Source organism: Sphingomonas yunnanensis (assembly GCF_019898765.1).
GTDB lineage: Bacteria > Pseudomonadota > Alphaproteobacteria > Sphingomonadales > Sphingomonadaceae > Sphingomonas > Sphingomonas yunnanensis.
Map to the genome: position 1 here is coordinate 451,047 of NZ_JAIOKB010000001.1, position 17,761 is coordinate 468,807.

Consider the following 17,761-nt stretch of genomic DNA (forward strand, 5'->3'; position numbering starts at 1 on the left):
ATCGGGTCAGTCGGCCTTGCCGCGCCCGGTCTGCTCCTGCAGCGAGTCGATCTTCTTCGACGCGTCAGCCTTGCTCAGTGTGTCGTCGAACGACTCACCGGCCTCCTCGCTGAGCGTCTTCAGGTAGCTCGCCTGCGCGCCGGTCATCGGCTCGTCGCCGGTGGTCCAGTCGTCGGGATTCTTCTCGGCGTTCGAGAAGGGGTGGGTCTTGGGGTTGTCGTCGCTCATCACCATCTCCTGTAGCGTGTCGACAACCCCGCCGTTCGATATCTGTTCCGCGTTGCCGGCCCCCGATGCGCGTGCTAGGCGCGCCATCACCATGGGTACACACGCGGGCGACGCCTCGAGCACGGTCGGCAACGCATGAGCGTGAACACCGACGACCCGGCCACCCGGGCGCAGGCCCAGTCGGGTCACCATCACGGCGCGGGCGACGGGCTCGCGCGACTGGCACTCGGCGCGATCGGCGTCGTGTACGGCGACATCGGCACCAGCCCGCTCTACGCGATGAAGGAGGTGTTCGTCGGACACCACCCGCTCGCGGTCGACCCACTGCACATCTTCGGCGTGATCAGCCTGGTCTTCTGGTCGCTGATGCTGATCGTCACGCTCAAATACGTGCTGATCGTGCTGCGCGCCGACAATAACGGCGAGGGCGGCAGCCTCGCGCTGCTCGCACTGATCCAGCGACGCTCGGGCGCGGGCAAGCGCTGGGGACCGAGCCTCGTCATCCTCGGCGTGCTCGCCACCGCGCTGTTCTTCGGCGACTGCATGATCACGCCCGCGATCTCGGTGCTGTCCGCGGTCGAGGGCCTGGCGACGGTGGAGCAGGGTTTCGACTCGTTCGTGCTGCCGATCGCGGTGACGATCCTGATCGCGCTCTTCTACATGCAGTCGATCGGCACGGAGAAAGTGGGGCGGCTGTTCGGGCCGATCATGCTGGTCTATTTCGTCGTGCTCGCGGTGATGGGCGGTATCCACATCGTCGCGCGACCCGATATCTTCTACGCGCTCAACCCGATGTACGCGGTCCGCTTCGCGGCGAACGACGGGACGCTCGCCTTTCTCGCGCTCGGCTCGGTGGTGCTGGCGGTGACCGGCGCGGAGGCGCTCTACGCCGACATGGGGCATTTCGGGCGCAAGCCGATCTCCTACGCCTGGCTCGGCTTCGTGCTGCCCGCGCTGATGATCAACTATCTCGGTCAGGGCGCGCTGCTGCTGGAGAACCCCGCCGCGGCGGAGAACCCCTTCTTCCTGATGGCGCCGGAGAGTTGGCGGCTATGGCTGGTGATCCTCGCCACGATGGCGACGGTGATCGCCAGCCAGGCGGTGATCACCGGCGCCTATTCGGTGGTCCAGCAGGCGGTGCAGCTCGGGCTGATGCCTCGTATCCGTATCACCCACACCAGCGCGTCGGAGGCGGGCCAGATCTACATCCCGGCGGTGAACTGGGCGCTGATGATCATGGTGCTGCTGCTGGTATTCGGCTTCGGCGAGTCGTCCAATCTCGCGGCGGCCTATGGCATCGCGGTCACTGGGACGATGTTCATCTCGACCTGCATGGTCGGTGTGCTGATCCGCCGCGTCTGGCACTGGCCGATCTGGGCGACCGCCCTGTTCGAGATCACCTTCCTCTCGATCGACGGGCTGTATTTCGCCTCGAACCTGACCAAGGTGCCCGACGGCGGCTGGTTCCCACTGCTGGTCGCGGTGATCGTCTTCGTGCTGCTCACCACCTGGTCACAGGGGCGCAAATTGATGCTCGAGCGGATGCGCGAGGCGGCGATGCCGATCAAGATCTTCATCGACTCGGCCGCCACCTCGGCGACGCGCGTGCCCGGCACCGCGGTGTTCATGACCTCCACGCCCGAGGGCGTGCCGCACGCGCTGCTTCACAATCTCAAGCACAATCGCGTGCTGCACGAGCGCGTCATCCTGCTCACGGTGCGCGTCACCGACATGCCCTATTTTCCCGAGGAGGATCGCTTCCTCCACGAGAACCTGGGGCAGGGCTTCCACCGCGTCGTGCTGCGCTACGGCTTCATGGAGGAGCCCGACGTGCCCGCGCACCTGCGCTCCTATGACGGCTGCGGCGCCGAGTTTCGCATGATGGACACCAGCTTCTTCCTGAGTCGCCAGACACTGCTCGCGTCGGATCGTCCGGGCATGGCGATCTGGCGCGAGAAATTGTTCAGCTGGATGCTGCGCAACGCAGAGAGCGCGATGGAGTTCTTCCGCCTGCCGACCAACCGCGTAGTCGAGCTGGGCAGTCAGATCGAGATTTGACCGGGTCCGCCACCCCCATTCAAGCGCCGATCATCGTGACCGCCCTGTTCGCCGCCGCGGACCAGGCCTTCCTCGACTCGCAGCGGCGCGCTTTCTTCCCGCCCGAGCGCAACCAGCTCGCCGCGCATCTGACGATGTTCCACCATCTCCCGCCCAGTGGCGCGGCCGAGCTGCGCCAGCGGCTGGTGGCGGAGACGCGCGGCGTGGCGCCGCCGCGCGCGCGCCTCGCCGGGGTGATCTCGCTGGGGCGCGGCGTCGCCTATCGCATCGAGTGCCCGGCGCTGGAGGCGATCCGCGGGCGTCTCGCCGACTCGTTCCGCGGGCTGCTGACGCCGCAGGACCAGGCCGGCTGGCGCGCGCACGTGACGGTGCAGAACAAGGTCGATCCGGGCGAGGCGCGCGCACTGATCGAGCGGCTCAAGGCCGAGTTCGTGGCGCGGCCGGTGGTGATCGCCGGGCTAGCGACCTATTGGTACCGCGGCGGTCCGTGGGAGCCGCTGTCGCGCCACCTGTTCGACGGTTGAGCGGCCGCGGAGGCGGTGCGGCTCATTCGACTCGATCCACCGCCATCAGCTGCGACGGATAGGGCTGCGCCAGCGCCACCGCGTCGTCGAACGGGCAGCTGAGCCAGCGCTCCTCGTCCTCCTCGTGCAGTAGCAACGGCATCGCCTTGGGGTGGATCGGCGCGACCAGCGGGTTGGGCTCGCAGGTCAGGAAGGCGAACACCGCGCCCTGCTCGGTCGGGCGCCATACGCCCGCGAAGCTGACGATCGCGCGGCTCGGCACGTCGAACCAGTGGAGCGGCAGCTTGCCGTCGGCGCCGCGATGCTGGCCATACTCGCTGAAGGCGGTGAAGGGCACGAGGCAGCGCCGCCGCGGGTTGGCGAGCGCCGAGCGCCAGAAGGGTGAGGTGTAATTGCGAACGTTGGTGATCTTCTTGGTCAGCAGCACGGGCTTGCCGGTGGCCTTGTCGATGCGCTTGCCCGGCACCTGGTGCGGGAAGCCCCAGGCCATGGCGTCGAGCGCACGGCCGGCGTCGGTCTCGCGCACGACATAGGCGGCGCGGTCGGGGAAGAGCTCAGGCGGCGGCACCTCGAGGTCGGGCGGGAAGGGCACCGCGACGCCGTAGCGCGTCGCCAGCGCGATCTGCGTCTCGGTCATGCGGTAGCGATTGCACATGCGCTCAGGTGCCATGCCGGCGCACACGTCCGCAAGTCCGCGAGATCAGAAGCTTACGACGACTTCGCGCGGTGCGACTGCGTCGGCGTGCAGGCAGTATGACGCCATTTCGGATGAGATGAAGGACAGCGACGCTGCCGTTCATGCTACCGATGAGCGGGGGCGACTCGGTTTGACGGAGTGGGCGATGCGCGTTCTCATTTGTGGCTTGGTGGCCAGTCTCCTCGCCGTGCCAGCGTCGGCTCAGTGGCGCAGCCCCGCTGGGATCGTGGAGCCGCCGTACATCCCCTCGATCGTTCCGGGCGGCCGAGAGATCCCGACGAACACGGTAACGCCGACACAGCGGCGTCAGCGGCTCGAGGCTGCGAACGCCTTACGAGCAGAGGTCGATCAGATGCTGGCCGCGGGCGGGGGCGCCCTCACCGGTAAGCAGATCGCCTATGTCCGCACCAGGGTCGCGCGCATCAACGGCGCCTGTAACACGACTGGGCGACTGATAGCCGGCTGCGATCGGTGAGCTGCTCACCGAGTGAATGAAGACGACGTCGAGATTGGGCGACCGGGCGAAGGACATGATCGCGGCCGAGATCGGGCCGAGCGCTGGTCCCTTCTGGAGGGGCACGATGACGGACGAAGAGCGGGTCGCGGCGTATCGTCAGCATAGCGATCAGGCTCGTCAGATCGTCGAAGTAATCGACGACGAAGCGCGATATCAGATGGCGGGCGGCAACGAAAAGACGCGCGACGTCACAGCCGACTTCCGCGAGAGACACGTACGTCTGGCGGACGCCATGGAGCAGCTAGCATAAGCTTGGGAACGGCGAGCCTGACGCTCCCACGGCACCCTCGGCTTCTTCAGCGATGTACGCTCATTGACCCGAAATGCTGAGGCATCGCTCGCTTTGCCGCGCCCAGATCGGAGTAAACCGCCCCGGCTCTTCCCAATACGGCAGCAGCAGCTGGTCCTTTACGGATGGGCGCGGCCGCTTCTCTATCGGGTGATTAATTTCTCGATGCCAGTGACGTAGTGTGTCTCATCGAAACTCCGCCCACACTGGATGCCCGGCGTCGACCAGTTTCGTGACGATCCAGCGCATCGCTTGTAGCGCCGGGCCGTGCGGCTTGCCGCGCCCGGTCTCCGCCGCGATCCAGAAGGTCACCAGCAGCTCGCGGTCGGGCAGGTAGGGCCGCAGCACGCGCAGGGCCAGGCGGGTCGCAGGTACGCAGACGTCCTCGTCCCGCGCGCGCCGGCTGGCGTCGTCGAGCACGGCCAGCGCGAGGTTCATCAGCAGCGCCTGCGATCGGCGTGCGCGTCGCTCGAGGTCGTCCTGGCCGAAGGGCACGCCGTCGACCCGCGTGTCCGCCCCGCCGCATTCGCGACACATCATCGTGCGCCGCACCGCCCTCCATCCCATCGACTGGCGCCGGAAGCGGCGATCCATGATCAGCTCCTCGAGGTCGTGCTGCTTGACCGCGCCGCATGCACGGCACGTCACGCGCACCGAGCCCTCGACGCGACGGAGATCGTGGAGTGTCGTGGGCGGGGCAACCATCCCTCCAGCATGCCGGAACATAGGGCGAACGAAAAGTCTGGATCGGCTCGGAAGTTTCCGCCATCTGAAGGCGATGAGCGCCCGCGAGACCCTCGTCCGAGTCGCCGCCCAGCGCGGCGAGACGCTGGCGCAGCTGTCGCTCAAGGTAGGGCGCGGTCGAAGCTATCTATCGCGCTTCGTGGCGCGGGGGACGCCCCGGCGGCTCCCGGAGTTCGAGCGCCGTCACCTCGCGATCGTGCTCGACGTCGACGAGCGGCTGCTCGGTGCGCGCGACCCCTGGGCGCCGAGCGAGCCGGTGTGACCCACGGTCCCATCGTCCGGGAGCGACTCGCCGAGCAAGGATGCGGAGGCCGCTACGACCTCACGCGCTCGGCGGGTCGCAGGCCCACGCCGGCGAGTTCTCTCGCGAACCGGCGCGAACGCCGGCTGACGTCCGGGCGCCGCCGCGACCGACCGGGGCTGATCCCGATCTAGACACTTCGACCGGCGCCTTGCTGTGGATCGCGGATGGGTGGCGTACTCCTTGTTAGACCATTCCTACGCCAAACTATCGTATAACCGTTCACGACGGTGGTGAGCCTGCAACAGGGGTCGAGCACCACGCGAACATTCACGCCGCCCGCCAGTCCGGGGCACGTTCCGCGGTGGGCATCCTGCTCGACACCCGCAAGCTCGACGATCCCCTCACCGCGACGGTCACGGTGCGCGACGAGGCGAGCACGAGCGCCGGTGTCGTGCACGTTACCGTGGTCGTCTCGCACACGGTCGAGGGCGGCTGAGCGCGCGCCGGGATCCGGGGAGCGCCGTGCGCCGTTAGGATGGCTCGACCAGCGCGGAGCGGATCATGAGCGTCGATGTGACGGCGAGCGAGGGCACGGCGCATCGAAAACCGTGGCGCGGCGTTGCGCCTTCCATGACCAGTCGTGACCCGCTCGACCTGAACACAGCCACGGCTGACCAACTCGACGGCGTGCCTGGTCTCAGGGGGCATGGGTTCGAGATCGTGCGATACCGCGAGGAGCGGGGCCGGTTCACGGACCTGCGGCAGCTGGATGAAGTACCCGGACTCACGGGTAAGTCCGACGACAGCCGCGCGTCGTTGACGGTGGGAGGCAGTTGATGATCGGAACGAATTGTCGGCGGTCGTCGCAGTGAGAAAAGCGCGGGATCCGCGTCCACGCGAGCCCAGGTCACCGCAGGAGGGAATGGGCGCGGACACGCCGCCGCTCGTGACGCCTGACCTTCGCTATATCGTGGTGCGAGGGAGATTGTGGCGCCGCACCGACCCACGCCTCGCCGAGCCGACGCGCCGACGCTCCGCAGACGCCTTGATGGCGGCTCGGCGCGCGGTGGCCGCCGCGTTGCGGTCCGGCGATCAGGGCGGGCTCGGGACAGCGCGCGCGAGCGTTCAGGCCGCGAAAGTTGCTCTCGGCGAGCGGGGCCCAGTGTGGTGGGACGACGGCGCGCCCGACTATACCAGGCGCATGGCCCGAAACACCCCTTATGCCCCCTGGTATGAGGGTGCATCGCGGACTGTCGCTAACGCGTCCGATCACGCCGCGCCGTCTCATTGAACGCCTGGCATCGGCGCGAGACGATCGTGCGGATCGGTCCGTCGCTCTCGCGCTCGATGGTCGCGGCAGACTTGTTACAATGGACCGTCGCGACAGCGAACGCGGCTTCTCATAAGCCGCAGATCGCATGGAGTACTCTGCGGCGGCTTCTGCGTCAGGGGAACTCATGTCAGACCTCGCTCTCGGATGACGACGGCACCGATCTGGGCCGAGCGAGGTCGAAGCCGTAACCCGGACGAACCCTGGGTAGAAATCCGTCTCGTCTCCGCGCAGGAGGTCGACGAGGTCATCCCGGCGCCCATCGCGATCTGGACGAGTTCCGCCAGCGTGCCGGCGTTCAGCCGGCTCATCACCTGGGCGCGATGCAGCTCCACCGTCCGCGGGCTGATCCCGAGCCGCTGGCCGATCATCTCGTTGGTGTTACCGTCGACCAGGCAGCCCAGCACCTCGCGCTCGCGGGGAGTAAGCCGGCCCAGCCGCGCGCTCGCGGTCTCGTCGGCCCCGCTCGGGCGAGCGATGCCGCGTACCTCCTAGAGCGCTGCCTCGAGCCCGCTGCGGAATGCCGCCTCGTCGTCGAGGATCAGATAATCGTCGGCACCGGCCTTCATCGCCGCGAGCACGGCATCGCGGTCGGCATCGGGCGAGTCGAGCACGATCGTCGGCAGCGCGATCGACCGTGCCTTCAGCTCGCGCGGCACGGCCAGACACTCCTTCCGCGCATGGCGCAGGTCGACGAGCACGCAGCCCGGTGTCAGCACCGCGGCGAAGTCGAGGAACGTGGTGGCATTCTCGAAGGTGCGCGCGTGCAGACCGAGCGATCGCACGATCCCGCCGAGCTGGCGCGCATCGGCGGGGCGGCCCGAGACGATGTAGACGTGACGGACATCTCCCTGGGTCCAATCCTCGGTGATGCCGCCGATCTGGCGCACGCCGCCGGTCTCGTCGAGGATCGGGGAGCTGGTGTCGCGAAGCCAGCGCAGCGCTCCACCGCCCGGACGGATCAGCCGATACTCGAACTGGACGACCTCGCCCCGCGCCACGGTGGCGAGCGCATGCTCGACCTGTGCACGGTCGTCCGGATGGATGTCCTCCAGCCATTCTCGTATCAGGGTCTTGCCCTGGTCGAGCGGGATGCCCCAGATCCGCTCGAACGCGGCGCTGCGATAGGTGATCGTGCCGGGGAAGGGAGCAGAGTCGGAGGCTGCGCCGGCGTTACCTCGCCGCATCGACGATGCTCACGAATCCCCATGTCGCGGTACGGGCCGACCGCGCCGATCGCTACGCCGCGGCGCTACTCGAATGGGAGCCCGCAGTGGATCGCGTCGCCGCGGCGCTCGGCTATGCGACGGACGAGATCGGCGGCGACCTTCCCGCACTATAGCAGCCGACGGTGGCCGGACAGGTGAGAGGCTGCGCGGCGATGTCAGCCGCGAGGTTCGACGGTAGGGACGAAGCGACAGGCGGCGCGCGATGACGCCCGCCCATGCGAGACCTCACCCGGCGCCAACGGCGGCGACGGGAGCTCTGCATTGTGCGATATCGGCGACTATGGTGGTAGCGGAGGAGGGACTTGAACCCCCGACACGCGGATTATGATTCCGCTGCTCTAACCAGCTGAGCTACTCCGCCCCAAGGGCATTCGCCGAAGCGAGGGCGCCTCATACCAGTGCGCGCGGTGCCGTCAAGCCGCAACCGGCACGCCGTACAGATCATGCTCGTCGGCGTCCTCGATCGCGACGCGGACGATATCGCCGGGGACAAGGTGGCCGGCGTCGCGCAGCTGCACCTCCCCGTCGATCTCGGGCGCGTCCGCCTGTGAGCGCGCGGTAGCACCGCCGCTCGCCGGGTCGACCGCGTCGACGATCACCTCGAGCGTGCGCCCGATCTTGGCGGCGAGCTTGGCCGCCGAGATCGCCGCGGTCTTCTCCATGATGCGGGCGTAGCGCTCCTCCTTGACCGCCTCGGGTACCGGGTCGGGGAGGTCGTTCGCCGATGCCCCGGCGACGGACTCGAAGCGGAAGGCGCCGACGCGATCGAGCTGCGCCTCGTCGAGCCAGTCGAGCAGATACTGGAAATCGGCCTCGGTCTCGCCGGGAAAGCCGACCACGAAGGTCGAGCGGATCGCGATGTCGGGGCAGGTCTCGCGCCACCCACGGATGCGGCCGAGCACCTTGGCGTCGTTGGCAGGACGCTTCATGCGTCGCAGCACCGCGGGCGCGGCGTGCTGGAAGGGAATGTCGAGATAGGGCAGCACCAACCCCTCCGCCATCAGCGGGATCACCTGATCGACGTGCGGGTAGGGATAGACATAGTGGAGGCGAACCCAGGGCGCGATCTGGCCGAGCTCGCGCGCGAGATCGGTCATGTGCGGGCGCACCTCGCGGTCCTTCCAGCGCCGCGGCTGGTCACGGATGTCGATGCCGTAGGCGGACGTGTCCTGGCTGATCACCAGCAGCTCGCGCGTCCCCGCCGCTACGAGTTTCTCGGCCTCGCGCAGGATCGCGTCGGGGCGGCGGCTGACCAGGTCGCCGCGCAGTGAGGGAATGATGCAGAAGGAGCAGCGGTGATTGCAGCCCTCCGAGATCTTGAGATAGCTGTAGTGGCGCGGCGTCAGCTTGAGACCGGCGTCGGGGATCAGATCGACATAGGGGCTGATCGCGGCGGGCGCGGCGGCATGGACCGCCTCGACCACCTGCTCATATTCGTGCGCGCCGGTGATCGCGAGCACGTCGGGGAAGCGCTGGCGGATCGCCTCCGCCTCCTTGCCCATGCAGCCGGTGACGATCACGCGGCCATTCTCGGCGATCGCCTCGCCGATCGCCTCGAGGCTCTCCTCCTTGGCCGAGTCGAGGAAGCCGCACGTGTTGACCAGCACGACGTCGGCGCCGGCATAATCGGGCGACATCTGATAGCCGTCGGCGCGCAGCTGGGTCAGAATCCGCTCGGAATCGACCAGATTCTTCGGACAGCCGAGCGAGACCATGCCGACGCGCGGCGGGGAGGGGAGTAGAGTTGCCATGAGACGCCGCGCACATAATGCGCGACGGCCCGATTTGCCAGCACCGCTGACGTGGCGATAGGAGCGCGCAGTGAACGGGCGGGAGACAGACAGGATGCTGGCGATCGGGCTGATGTCGGGCACCTCGCTCGACGGCATCGACGCGGCGCTGATCGAGACCGACGGCGAGCGCGCCGCGCGGCTGGTGGCGTTCCACGGCGAGCCCTATTCCGATCCGGCGCGCGCGCAGCTCGCCGCCGCGACCCAGCTCGCGCTCGGCTTCCAGCGCCCGCGCGCGAGCCCGCCGATCGTCGCCGCCACCGAGCTGATCACGCGAACGCACACGCTGGCAGTGCAGAAACTACTGCGCGACGCCGGGGTCACGGCGGGCGAGGTCGAGGTCATCGGCTTCCACGGGCAGACCGTCGCGCATCGCCCCGACCGCGGCTGGACCTGGCAGATCGGTGACGGCCAGACGCTCGCCGACGTCACCGGCATCGCCACGGTGGGGGACTTCCGCTCCGCCGACGTCGCCGCGGGCGGACAGGGCGCGCCGCTGCTGCCGGTCTATCACGCCGCGCGCGCCGCCGCGCTCGACGAGCCGGTCGCGGTGCTCAACCTCGGCGGCGTCGCCAACATCACCCTGGTGGTGGACGGTACCCCGCTCGCCGCGTTCGACACCGGTCCCGCCAACGGGCTGATCGACAGCTGGATGGAGCAGGAGGCGGGCGAACGCTTCGACCGCGACGGCGCCACCGCCGCGGCCGGGCGGGTCGACGAGAGCGTGCTCGGCGCGATGCTGGATCACCCCTTCTTCGACGCGTCCTATCCCAAGTCGCTCGACCGCAGCGATTTCACGATCCAGCCGGCGCGCGGGCTGAGCCTGGCGGACGGCGCGGCGACGCTGACCGCCTTCACCGCGGCGAGCGTCGCGGTGGCACTGCGGCTGCTGCCGCGCGCGCCGCGGCGGCTCTTGGTGGGCGGCGGCGGCCGACTCAACCCGACACTGATGCGGATGATCGCGGAACAGACCGGGCTGCCGGTCGAGCCCGTCGATGTGCTGGGATGGAACGGCGACTCGCTCGAGGCGGAGGGTTTCGCCTTCATGGCCGTGCGCACGCTGCACGGTCTGCCGATCAGCTTCCCCGGCACCACCGGCGCACCGCGCCCGCTGTGCGGTGGAACGGTGTTCCGCCCGCGACCGCGCTGAGCCTTAGCGCGTGACCGTCACCGTCGCCGGATGGTGCTTGTCGAGGTAGCGCTTGATCCGCTTCACGTTGCGCGTGTTCGAGCGATACATCAGGTCGGCCGCGTCGCCGATCAGCGGGACCGCGCCGAGCAGGGTGTCGAAGCCGATCCGGGCCGTCATGCCCAACAGCGCGGCGCGGCTCATCCCGAGATTGCGCGCTTCCCAGACAATCCACATGCCCATCGCCGCCGTGATGAGATCGCCGACCACCGGGACCAGCCCGACGATCGCGTCGAGCCCGATGCGACGGTTGATACCCGGAATGACGAACAGGCCCTCGAGCAGCTGTTCCATCGCTTCGACGCGGCGGCGCACCGAGGCGGGATCGCTCCCGGTCGGCAGCGAATCGAGCAGCGGCGCGGTGAGCGGGGTGGGGCGAGCGTTCATGGAACTTAGTTGGTGTCGGCGCGCAGCCGGTTCAACGGGTGCCAGGCGCGCGCGTTGGTCTGCCACTGGCGCAGCCGCAGCGCCACCAACGACCAGCGGAACGGCCGCGCGAGCGGGATGAACGCGACGTCGTCGGTCAGCAGGCGGTCGGCGGTGGCACTCGCGCGCGCGCGCGCATCCAGCGTGTCGGCGAGCCGCGCCGCCTCGATCGCCCCGCGCGCCTCGTCCGAGCAGGCGACGCAGGACTCGCCGAGGTACCAGCGCGCGCTGTCATAAGGCGCGACCGCGTCGATCAGACGCAGGTCGGCGTCTGCCGCGTCGGCGGCGACGCGGATCGGGCGCACCCCGATCGCGTAGAGGTCGCGCGCGAGCCGTGCCCACAGCAAGGTGCCACCCGCACCGCCCGGCAGCGCGAGCCGCAGCGTCGGTGCCGCGCCGCTGGCAAGCCGCCAACCGCTCACGCGCGCGCGCGCCGCCGTCTGACGCTGCTCGGGCAGGACGGTGCTCCACGCGGGATTAGCGGGAGGGGCGGCGGAGTCGAGTTGCTCGGGTAGCAGGGTCTCGCGCGTCGCCCAGTCGGTCGAGACGCTCGCCACCAGGTCGCTCCGGTCGAACGCCATGGCGACCGCGCCGCGGTTGGCGGCATCGGCGAGGAAGCCGTCGCGCCGCAGCACCGCCAGCCCGAACAGCCCCGCGGCCGGGTCGATCTTGACGTTGATCGGCGCTGGGTTGGCGGCGCGCAGCAGCGGCCAATCGGCGATCGTGCCGCCGGAGACGAGGTCGGACTGGCGCTCGACGAAGCGCAGGATCGCGGTAGCCGCGCGCTCGCCGCGAAGCAGCACGTTATCCTCGGGAGCGGGGCCCGGCTCCTCCGGGTCGCGATCGGGATCGAGCGCCGGGGTGAGCAGCAGCCCGCCCCCGCGGTCGCGACGCTGGCGGAACGGACCCGCGCCGCCCGCCGGCCGTGGCCGGTCGCGCACCAGCGCGAGTTCGGGCTGGGCGAACAACTTCAGCAGGTCGGGCCTGGGTCGCGCCAGCTCCACCTCGATCACCTCGGGGGTCATCTCGACGATCGACGACACCGCGGTGAGATAGGGAGCGAGCCGGTTGCCCGAGCGCGGGTTGATCTCGCGCCGCAGCAGCGCCACCATTTGCGCCGCACGTACCGGCGCGCCGTCGGGCCAGTGCGCGTCGCGCAGGCGAAAGATGTAGCTGCGCCCCTCGTCGGTGACGATCCAGCGCTCGGCCGCGCCGGCCTCGACCTGTCCCGCGGCGTCGAGCCGGACGAGGCCCTCGGCGAGCGAGTCGGTGAGCAACCGGTCGGGCTCGGTCAGGCGCGTGCGGTCGCGTCCAGCGAGCCGGGGGGCACCGCCGATGACGCTGACGACGACAGGCCCGACATCGGCGCGCCGCCCGCAGCTCGCCGTCGTGAACAGCAGCGCCGCCGCGCTCGCTCGCCCGAGGATGGTGCGGACGGCGGGACTCGAACCCGCACGCCGATGGCAGAGGATTTTAAGTCCCCAGCGTCTACCGATTCCGCCACGTCCGCCCATCGTCGCCCACGAAGCGGTTGCGACGGACCGCGTCAACCCGGCGCGTCACTCGCCGACGTTGAGGCGGACGCGCATCTCCTTGCCTGGCTTGAAGAAGGGTACACGCTTGGCGTCGACCTCGACGGTCTCGCCGGTGCGCGGGTTGCGGCCGACTCGCGCGTCGCGCGCGCGCGTGGAGAAGGCGCCGAAGCCGCGCAGCTCGACCCGGCCGTCGCTCGCCAGCCGCGCGGTGATCTCGTCGAAGAAGGTGGCGACGATCGCCTCCACGTCGCGCTGCGCCAGCTCCGGATTCCCGGCGGCCAACTGCTGCACCAACTCAGAGCGTATCATCCTGCGTCCACTTCCGGCGTATACCAATCGAGCCGGGCTGATACAGATAAGCCTCCATGCGCGATAGCACCGATCTGGTCGTTTTTAGCATTATGGGTCAGTGCCGGACGGTTGAGCGCTACCATCCCACGAGAAAGGGGACCGGCCTCGCGGCCGATCCCCTCGCACGTCACCTCGCGGTGCCGGACATGGCTTACTTCTTGGTGTCGCGCGCCTTGAGCGCCTCGCCCAGGATGTCGCCCAGCGACGCGCCCGAGTCGGACGAGCCGTACTGCGCCACCGCCTGCTTCTCCTCGGAGATCTGCATCGCCTTGATCGAGAAGGTGGGCTTCTTCGAGCGATCGAAGCCGGTGACCATCGCGTCGAACTTCTGCCCGACCTGGAAGCGCTCCGGACGCTGCTCGTCGCGGTCGCGCCCGAGGTCGGTACGCTTGATGAAGCCGGTCGCGCCGTCGTCGCCCTGCTGCACTTCGAGACCCGCGTCGCGGACCTCGAGCACGGTGACGGTGACGACCTGGTTCTTGCCCAGGCGATCGCCTGCGCCCGCCGCGACGGGGCCGCCGCGCTCGAGCTGCTTCATGCCGAGCGAGATGCGCTCCTTCTCCGGATCGATGTCGAGCACCACCGCCTGGACGGTCTCGCCCTTGCGGTGGAGGTTGAGCGCGTCCTCACCCGAGACACCCCAGGCGATGTCGGACATGTGGACCATGCCGTCGACATCGTTGTCCAGGCCGATGAACAGGCCGAACTCGGTCGCGTTCTTGACCTCGCCCTCGACGGTCGAGCCGATCGGATGCGCGGCGGCGAACGCCTCCCACGGGTTGTTCTGCGCCTGCTTCAGACCCAGCGAGATCCGACGCTTGTCCTCGTCGACCTCGAGCACCACCACGTCCACCTCCTGCGAGGTCGACACGATCTTGCCCGGATGGACGTTCTTCTTGGTCCACGACATCTCGGACACGTGGACGAGGCCCTCGATGCCTGCCTCAAGCTCGACGAACGCACCGTACTCGGTGATGTTCGTGACGCGGCCCGACAGCTTGGCGCCGACCGGATATTTGGAGGACGCGCCGTCCCACGGATCGCTCTCGAGCTGCTTCATGCCCAGCGAGATACGCTGCGTGTCCTTGTTGATGCGGATGATCTGCACCTTCACGGTGTCACCGATGTTGATCATCTCGCTCGGATGGCCGACGCGCTTGTAGCTGAGGTCGGTGACGTGGAGCAGGCCGTCGATGCCGCCCAGGTCGACGAAGGCGCCATAGTCGGTGATGTTCTTCACCACCCCGTCGATGATCTGGCCCTCGTGGAGCGACTGGATCAGGCCCGAGCGCTGCTCGGCGCGGGTCTCTTCCAGCACCGCGCGACGCGACACCACGATGTTGCCGCGCTTGCGGTCCATCTTGAGGATCTGGAACGGCTGCGGGATGTCCATCAGCGGCGTGACGTCACGCACCGGGCGGATGTCGACCTGCGAGCCGGGGAGGAACGCCACCGCGCCGTTGAGGTCGACGGTGAAGCCGCCCTTGACGCGGCCGAAGATCACGCCCTCGACGCGCGCGGTCTTGCTGAACTCGAGCTCGAGCTTGTCCCAGGCGGCCTCGCGGCGCGCGCGATCGCGGCTGAGCATCGCCTCGCCATGCATGTTCTCGACGCGGTCGACATAGACCTCGACCTCGTCGCCGACCTTGAGCTCGGCCTTCTGCCCCGGCGCCGGCGCGAACTCGCGCAGCGGCACGCGGCCCTCGCTCTTCAGACCGACGTCGATCACCGCCAGGTCGTTCTCGATGCCGGTCACGGTGCCGAGCACCACGCGGCCCTCGAAGCTGTCGGCACCGCCGAACATGTCATCGAGCAGCGCCGCGAATTCATCGCGCGAGGGAGTTGCCGTAGAGGCCATAAAATTGTTCGTCCTAGTCGTGTTTCCGGCCAAGCGGTTGTGTCCGCTGGTCTTGGCCATCACCGTCGCGGCGGCCGCATGCCGCGCGCGACATCCGCGTCGGCACGAGGTGCGAGGAGACGCCGCCCATAAGCGAAAAGGCGCGAGAGGACGTGCCTGTCGCGCCATGCCTCCGCGAGCCCCAGCCCACCGGACCTCTGTCATATAGCGGATTATGGAGGGCGCGACAAGCGGCGGGCCGCGCGCTGCCCTTCGCTGGTGCTGACGCCTTTTCAGCTGGCGTCATCCTGGACTCGTTTCGGTGTCCATCAACCCGACAGCGCCTCACCGCGCGAGTGCGCGGGACGGGTGATCCTGAAACGAGTTCTGGATGACGGCAGCGGATGAGGTGGGGTCGTTCGACCCACAGCGCTTCGGCTTCGCGAGCCCGGTCAGCCGCACTGTCCTACACGCGCGCGCCGTGTCAGTCTGTTCGCTCGCGCTCTCTCTCTCTCATCGCCGACGCCCGCGCGCGCCGACCCACGCCGGTGCCGAGATCGAACCTGTCACGCGCATGCTCATGCGTGGCTCGACATTCGCGAGCACCGCGCGAGTGACTCAACATTCGCAACATTCGCAACATTCGCGCGTCCGCCAGCCCCGCCGAGCAGGCAGGTGAGAACAGTTGTCCGCCACCTCGACAAATCGCTCGCGAGGCTGTGCTCGCGTCGACCGTCATGTCCAGCGAACGTTGAGTGATGCCGGGACGGCCCCGCCTCAGTCGCAGGCGCGGTGCAGCCGCTGCGCGATCCAGGCCGAGACGACGCACATGCCCGCGACCACCAGCAACAGCTGCGCCGGCGTCACGCCCATGGCGGTGATCGCCGCTACCACGATCGACCCGATCGTCATCGCCCCGGCATTGACGACGTTGTTCGCCGCCACGGTGCGCGCGGTATGGTCCTTGGTCACGGTGGTGGTCAGGAAGGCGTAGAGCGGCACGACGAACATGCCCCCGAAGATCGCCACGCCGAGCAGCGCCAGCAGCACCAGCGCGGCATGGGGCTGGTGCAGGAATCCAGCCATGTCGAACAGGTGTCCGGGCGCCGCCGGCGTCCACAGCCCCACCACCCAGCGGAAGCCGAGCACCGCCAGCCCCATCGCGATCACCGAGGCGGGCGAGTAGCGCGCCGAGATCTGGCCGCGCAGCAGCAGGTTGATCACGATCGAGCCGATCGCGACGCCGACGGAGAAGACCGCCAGCACCAGGCTGGCGACGCTCGCGTCGGCGGTCAGCACGTTCTTCACCAGCGGCGGGAAGACGATGATCAGCACCGAGCCGATCGTCCAGAAGAAGCTGATCGCGCAGATCGCCAAGAACAGCCGGGGGATGTGCATCGTCCCCGCGATCAGCCGCCACGAGGCGCGGAATGGGTTGAGGTCGATCGCCAGCTTGGGCCCGAGCCGCGGCGCCGCCGGCACCGCGCGGGCGGTGAGCCAGCCGAGCAGCGCCACCGCGATCGTCAGCGCGGCCACCAGCGCGGTGGAGCGATAGACGAAGCCCGCGACGATCGTGCCGAGCAGGATCGAGAGATAGGTTCCCGCCTCGACCAGCCCGGTGCCGCCCAGCACGTCGTCCTCGTCGAGATGCTGCGGCAGGATCGCGTATTTGATCGGGCCGAAGAAGGTCGAGTGGACGCCCAGTCCGGTCACCGCGGTGAGCATCAGCACGAGCGGCAGCGTCACCGCGCCGGTGCGCGCCAGCATCAGCCCGGCGGTGCCGACCGCCATGATCGCGATCTCCACGGTCTTGACGATACGGATGATCCGCGCCTTGTCCATCGTGTCGGCGAGCTGTCCGGCCAGCGCCGAGAGCAGGAAGAAGGGCAGGATGAAGAGCGCCGCGCTCAGCGCGTTGAAGAAGCTCTCCTGCGTCTCATCGGCGAAGATCTCGTAGGTGGCGAACAGCACCATCGAGGTCTTGAACAGATTGTCGTTGAAGGCGCCGAGGAATTGGGTGGTGAACAGCGGCAGGAAGCGCCGCCGCTTGAGCAGCCCGAGGGCATTGATCATGACGCGGGACCAGGCCCTTCGGATAGTTGGTATCTGTCGCGGCCATAGCCTCTGGGGGCGCGCGTTCCAAACGCTGTTTTTCGCGGGCGCGGGTTGCGCCGGGAGCGCGCGCGGTCCACGTCGGCGGGCGATGCTGTCGCTGCCCAATCTCCTGACCCTGTCGCGGATCGTGATGGTGCCGCTGCTCGTCGCCTTCCTGTGGTGGCCGAGCTGGCAGGCCGGCTTCGCGGTGGCCTTCTGCCTCTACTGCCTCATGGGGATCACCGACTATTTCGACGGCTACCTGGCGCGCGCGCAGGGCACCGTCTCGAAACTGGGCGTGTTCCTCGATCCGATCGCGGACAAGATCATGGTCGCGGCGGTGATCCTGATGCTGGTCGGGACGCGCCACGACGATGTCGCGGTGATCACGGGCGTCCACATCATCGCCGCATTGGTGATCCTCCTGCGCGAGATCGCGGTGAGCGGGCTGCGCGAGTTCCTCGCCGGGCTGCAGGTGTCGCTGCCGGTATCCCGGTTGGCGAAATGGAAGACGACGCTGCAGCTGGTGTCGCTCGGCGCGCTGATCCTCTCGGGTGCGGTACCCGCGGCGGTGTGGGTCCATCAGGTCGGGCTCGCCAGCCTCTGGGGCGCGGCGGCGCTGACGATCGTGACGGGGTGGGATTATCTCCGCGTCGGCCTGCGGCACATGGATTGAGCG

Annotated in this window: 21 protein-coding genes and 2 tRNA genes; 10 read left to right on the plus strand and 13 right to left on the minus strand. The window is 68.6% G+C overall.

Annotation, left to right across the window (positions count from 1 at the left end; all coding sequences use genetic code 11):
* Positions 1 to 6: 6 nt before the first annotated feature.
* Entirely contained in the window at positions 7 to 228 is a 222-nt protein-coding gene (locus K7957_RS02135) for a DUF3072 domain-containing protein (RefSeq protein ID WP_223010342.1), read from the minus strand.
* Between the two features lie 135 nt (positions 229 to 363).
* Between K7957_RS02135 and K7957_RS02140 the strand changes: the two genes are divergently transcribed.
* Both K7957_RS02140 and K7957_RS02145 read left to right on the plus strand, forming a co-directional pair.
* Entirely contained in the window at positions 364 to 2,286 is a 1,923-nt protein-coding gene (locus tag K7957_RS02140; RefSeq protein WP_223010343.1) for a potassium transporter Kup, read from the plus strand.
* A gap of 17 nt (positions 2,287 to 2,303) precedes the next feature.
* On the plus strand, positions 2,304 to 2,810 hold the full coding sequence (locus tag K7957_RS02145) for a 2'-5' RNA ligase family protein (RefSeq protein ID WP_223011080.1): 507 nt from the start codon (positions 2,304 to 2,306) through the stop codon (positions 2,808 to 2,810).
* A 22-nt stretch (positions 2,811 to 2,832) separates the two neighbouring features.
* Here K7957_RS02145 and K7957_RS02150 read toward each other — a convergent pair whose 3' ends face one another.
* A complete protein-coding gene (locus tag K7957_RS02150; protein ID WP_343228273.1) occupies positions 2,833 to 3,480 on the minus strand; it encodes an SOS response-associated peptidase in 648 nt (215 codons plus the stop codon).
* A 172-nt stretch (positions 3,481 to 3,652) separates the two neighbouring features.
* Here K7957_RS02150 and K7957_RS02155 point away from each other — a divergent pair, with 172 nt between their 5' ends.
* Positions 3,653 to 3,982, plus strand: a complete 330-nt coding sequence (locus tag K7957_RS02155; RefSeq protein ID WP_223010344.1) for a hypothetical protein — start codon at positions 3,653 to 3,655, stop codon at positions 3,980 to 3,982.
* Positions 3,983 to 4,037: 55 nt separating this feature from the next.
* Positions 4,038 to 4,274 (plus strand): hypothetical protein, encoded by a 237-nt coding sequence (locus K7957_RS02160; protein WP_223010345.1) that lies wholly within the window; start codon positions 4,038 to 4,040, stop codon positions 4,272 to 4,274.
* A gap of 225 nt (positions 4,275 to 4,499) precedes the next feature.
* On the opposite strand, the gene K7957_RS02165 is transcribed toward K7957_RS02160, so the two are convergent.
* A complete protein-coding gene (locus tag K7957_RS02165; RefSeq protein ID WP_223010346.1) occupies positions 4,500 to 5,018 on the minus strand; it encodes a hypothetical protein in 519 nt (172 codons plus the stop codon).
* Between the two features lie 73 nt (positions 5,019 to 5,091).
* Here K7957_RS02165 and K7957_RS02170 point away from each other — a divergent pair, with 73 nt between their 5' ends.
* From K7957_RS02170 to K7957_RS02175, 3 genes are all read left to right on the plus strand, one after another.
* Positions 5,092 to 5,319, plus strand: coding sequence for a hypothetical protein (locus K7957_RS02170; protein WP_223010347.1), 228 nt, complete (start codon positions 5,092 to 5,094; stop codon positions 5,317 to 5,319).
* Between the two features lie 343 nt (positions 5,320 to 5,662).
* Positions 5,663 to 5,797, plus strand: coding sequence for a hypothetical protein (locus K7957_RS20510; protein WP_281422789.1), 135 nt, complete (start codon positions 5,663 to 5,665; stop codon positions 5,795 to 5,797).
* A 65-nt stretch (positions 5,798 to 5,862) separates the two neighbouring features.
* A complete protein-coding gene (locus K7957_RS02175; protein ID WP_246616614.1) occupies positions 5,863 to 6,138 on the plus strand; it encodes a ComEA family DNA-binding protein in 276 nt (91 codons plus the stop codon).
* A gap of 618 nt (positions 6,139 to 6,756) precedes the next feature.
* Here K7957_RS02175 and K7957_RS02180 read toward each other — a convergent pair.
* Both K7957_RS02180 and K7957_RS02185 read right to left on the minus strand, forming a co-directional pair.
* Positions 6,757 to 7,110 carry a response regulator transcription factor gene (locus tag K7957_RS02180; RefSeq protein ID WP_343228318.1) on the minus strand — a complete coding sequence of 118 codons (354 nt, stop codon included), beginning with the start codon at positions 7,108 to 7,110 and terminating at the stop codon, positions 6,757 to 6,759.
* Between the two features lie 12 nt (positions 7,111 to 7,122).
* Entirely contained in the window at positions 7,123 to 7,818 is a 696-nt protein-coding gene (locus K7957_RS02185; protein WP_223010349.1) for a PAS domain-containing protein, read from the minus strand.
* A 5-nt stretch (positions 7,819 to 7,823) separates the two neighbouring features.
* On the opposite strand from K7957_RS02185, the gene K7957_RS02190 reads away from it, so the two are divergent.
* On the plus strand, positions 7,824 to 7,973 hold the full coding sequence (locus K7957_RS02190) for a hypothetical protein (RefSeq protein ID WP_223010350.1): 150 nt from the start codon (positions 7,824 to 7,826) through the stop codon (positions 7,971 to 7,973).
* 171 nt (positions 7,974 to 8,144) lie between these two features.
* On the opposite strand, the gene K7957_RS02195 is transcribed toward K7957_RS02190, so the two are convergent.
* A tRNA-Met gene (locus K7957_RS02195) sits at positions 8,145 to 8,221 on the minus strand.
* A gap of 52 nt (positions 8,222 to 8,273) precedes the next feature.
* On the minus strand, positions 8,274 to 9,611 hold the full coding sequence (gene rimO / locus K7957_RS02200; RefSeq protein WP_223010351.1) for a 30S ribosomal protein S12 methylthiotransferase RimO: 1,338 nt from the start codon (positions 9,609 to 9,611) through the stop codon (positions 8,274 to 8,276).
* Positions 9,612 to 9,705: 94 nt separating this feature from the next.
* On the opposite strand from rimO, the gene K7957_RS02205 reads away from it, so the two are divergent.
* Positions 9,706 to 10,800: an anhydro-N-acetylmuramic acid kinase gene (locus K7957_RS02205; protein WP_223010352.1), complete on the plus strand. Its 1,095-nt coding sequence runs from the start codon at positions 9,706 to 9,708 to the stop codon at positions 10,798 to 10,800.
* Positions 10,801 to 10,803: 3 nt separating this feature from the next.
* On the opposite strand, the gene K7957_RS02210 is transcribed toward K7957_RS02205, so the two are convergent.
* The 6 genes from K7957_RS02210 to K7957_RS02235 all read right to left on the minus strand — a co-directional run bounded on the left by K7957_RS02210 (position 10,804) and on the right by K7957_RS02235 (position 17,061).
* On the minus strand, positions 10,804 to 11,226 hold the full coding sequence (locus K7957_RS02210) for a DUF4112 domain-containing protein (protein ID WP_223010353.1): 423 nt from the start codon (positions 11,224 to 11,226) through the stop codon (positions 10,804 to 10,806).
* Between the two features lie 5 nt (positions 11,227 to 11,231).
* On the minus strand, positions 11,232 to 12,542 hold the full coding sequence (locus K7957_RS02215; protein ID WP_246616616.1) for an ABC transporter substrate-binding protein: 1,311 nt from the start codon (positions 12,540 to 12,542) through the stop codon (positions 11,232 to 11,234).
* A 149-nt stretch (positions 12,543 to 12,691) separates the two neighbouring features.
* A tRNA-Leu gene (locus K7957_RS02220) sits at positions 12,692 to 12,775 on the minus strand.
* A gap of 49 nt (positions 12,776 to 12,824) precedes the next feature.
* Positions 12,825 to 13,109 (minus strand): integration host factor subunit beta, encoded by a 285-nt coding sequence (locus K7957_RS02225; protein WP_223010354.1) that lies wholly within the window; start codon positions 13,107 to 13,109, stop codon positions 12,825 to 12,827.
* A gap of 193 nt (positions 13,110 to 13,302) precedes the next feature.
* Positions 13,303 to 15,009, minus strand: coding sequence for a 30S ribosomal protein S1 (gene rpsA, locus K7957_RS02230; protein WP_183932067.1), 1,707 nt, complete (start codon positions 15,007 to 15,009; stop codon positions 13,303 to 13,305).
* A gap of 756 nt (positions 15,010 to 15,765) precedes the next feature.
* Complete coding sequence (locus K7957_RS02235; RefSeq protein ID WP_223010355.1) at positions 15,766 to 17,061, minus strand: MFS transporter; 1,296 nt, start codon at positions 17,059 to 17,061, stop codon at positions 15,766 to 15,768.
* A gap of 130 nt (positions 17,062 to 17,191) precedes the next feature.
* Here K7957_RS02235 and pgsA point away from each other — a divergent pair, with 130 nt between their 5' ends.
* Positions 17,192 to 17,758, plus strand: coding sequence for a CDP-diacylglycerol--glycerol-3-phosphate 3-phosphatidyltransferase (gene pgsA, locus K7957_RS02240; RefSeq protein WP_223010356.1), 567 nt, complete (start codon positions 17,192 to 17,194; stop codon positions 17,756 to 17,758).
* Positions 17,759 to 17,761: the final 3 nt, after the last annotated feature.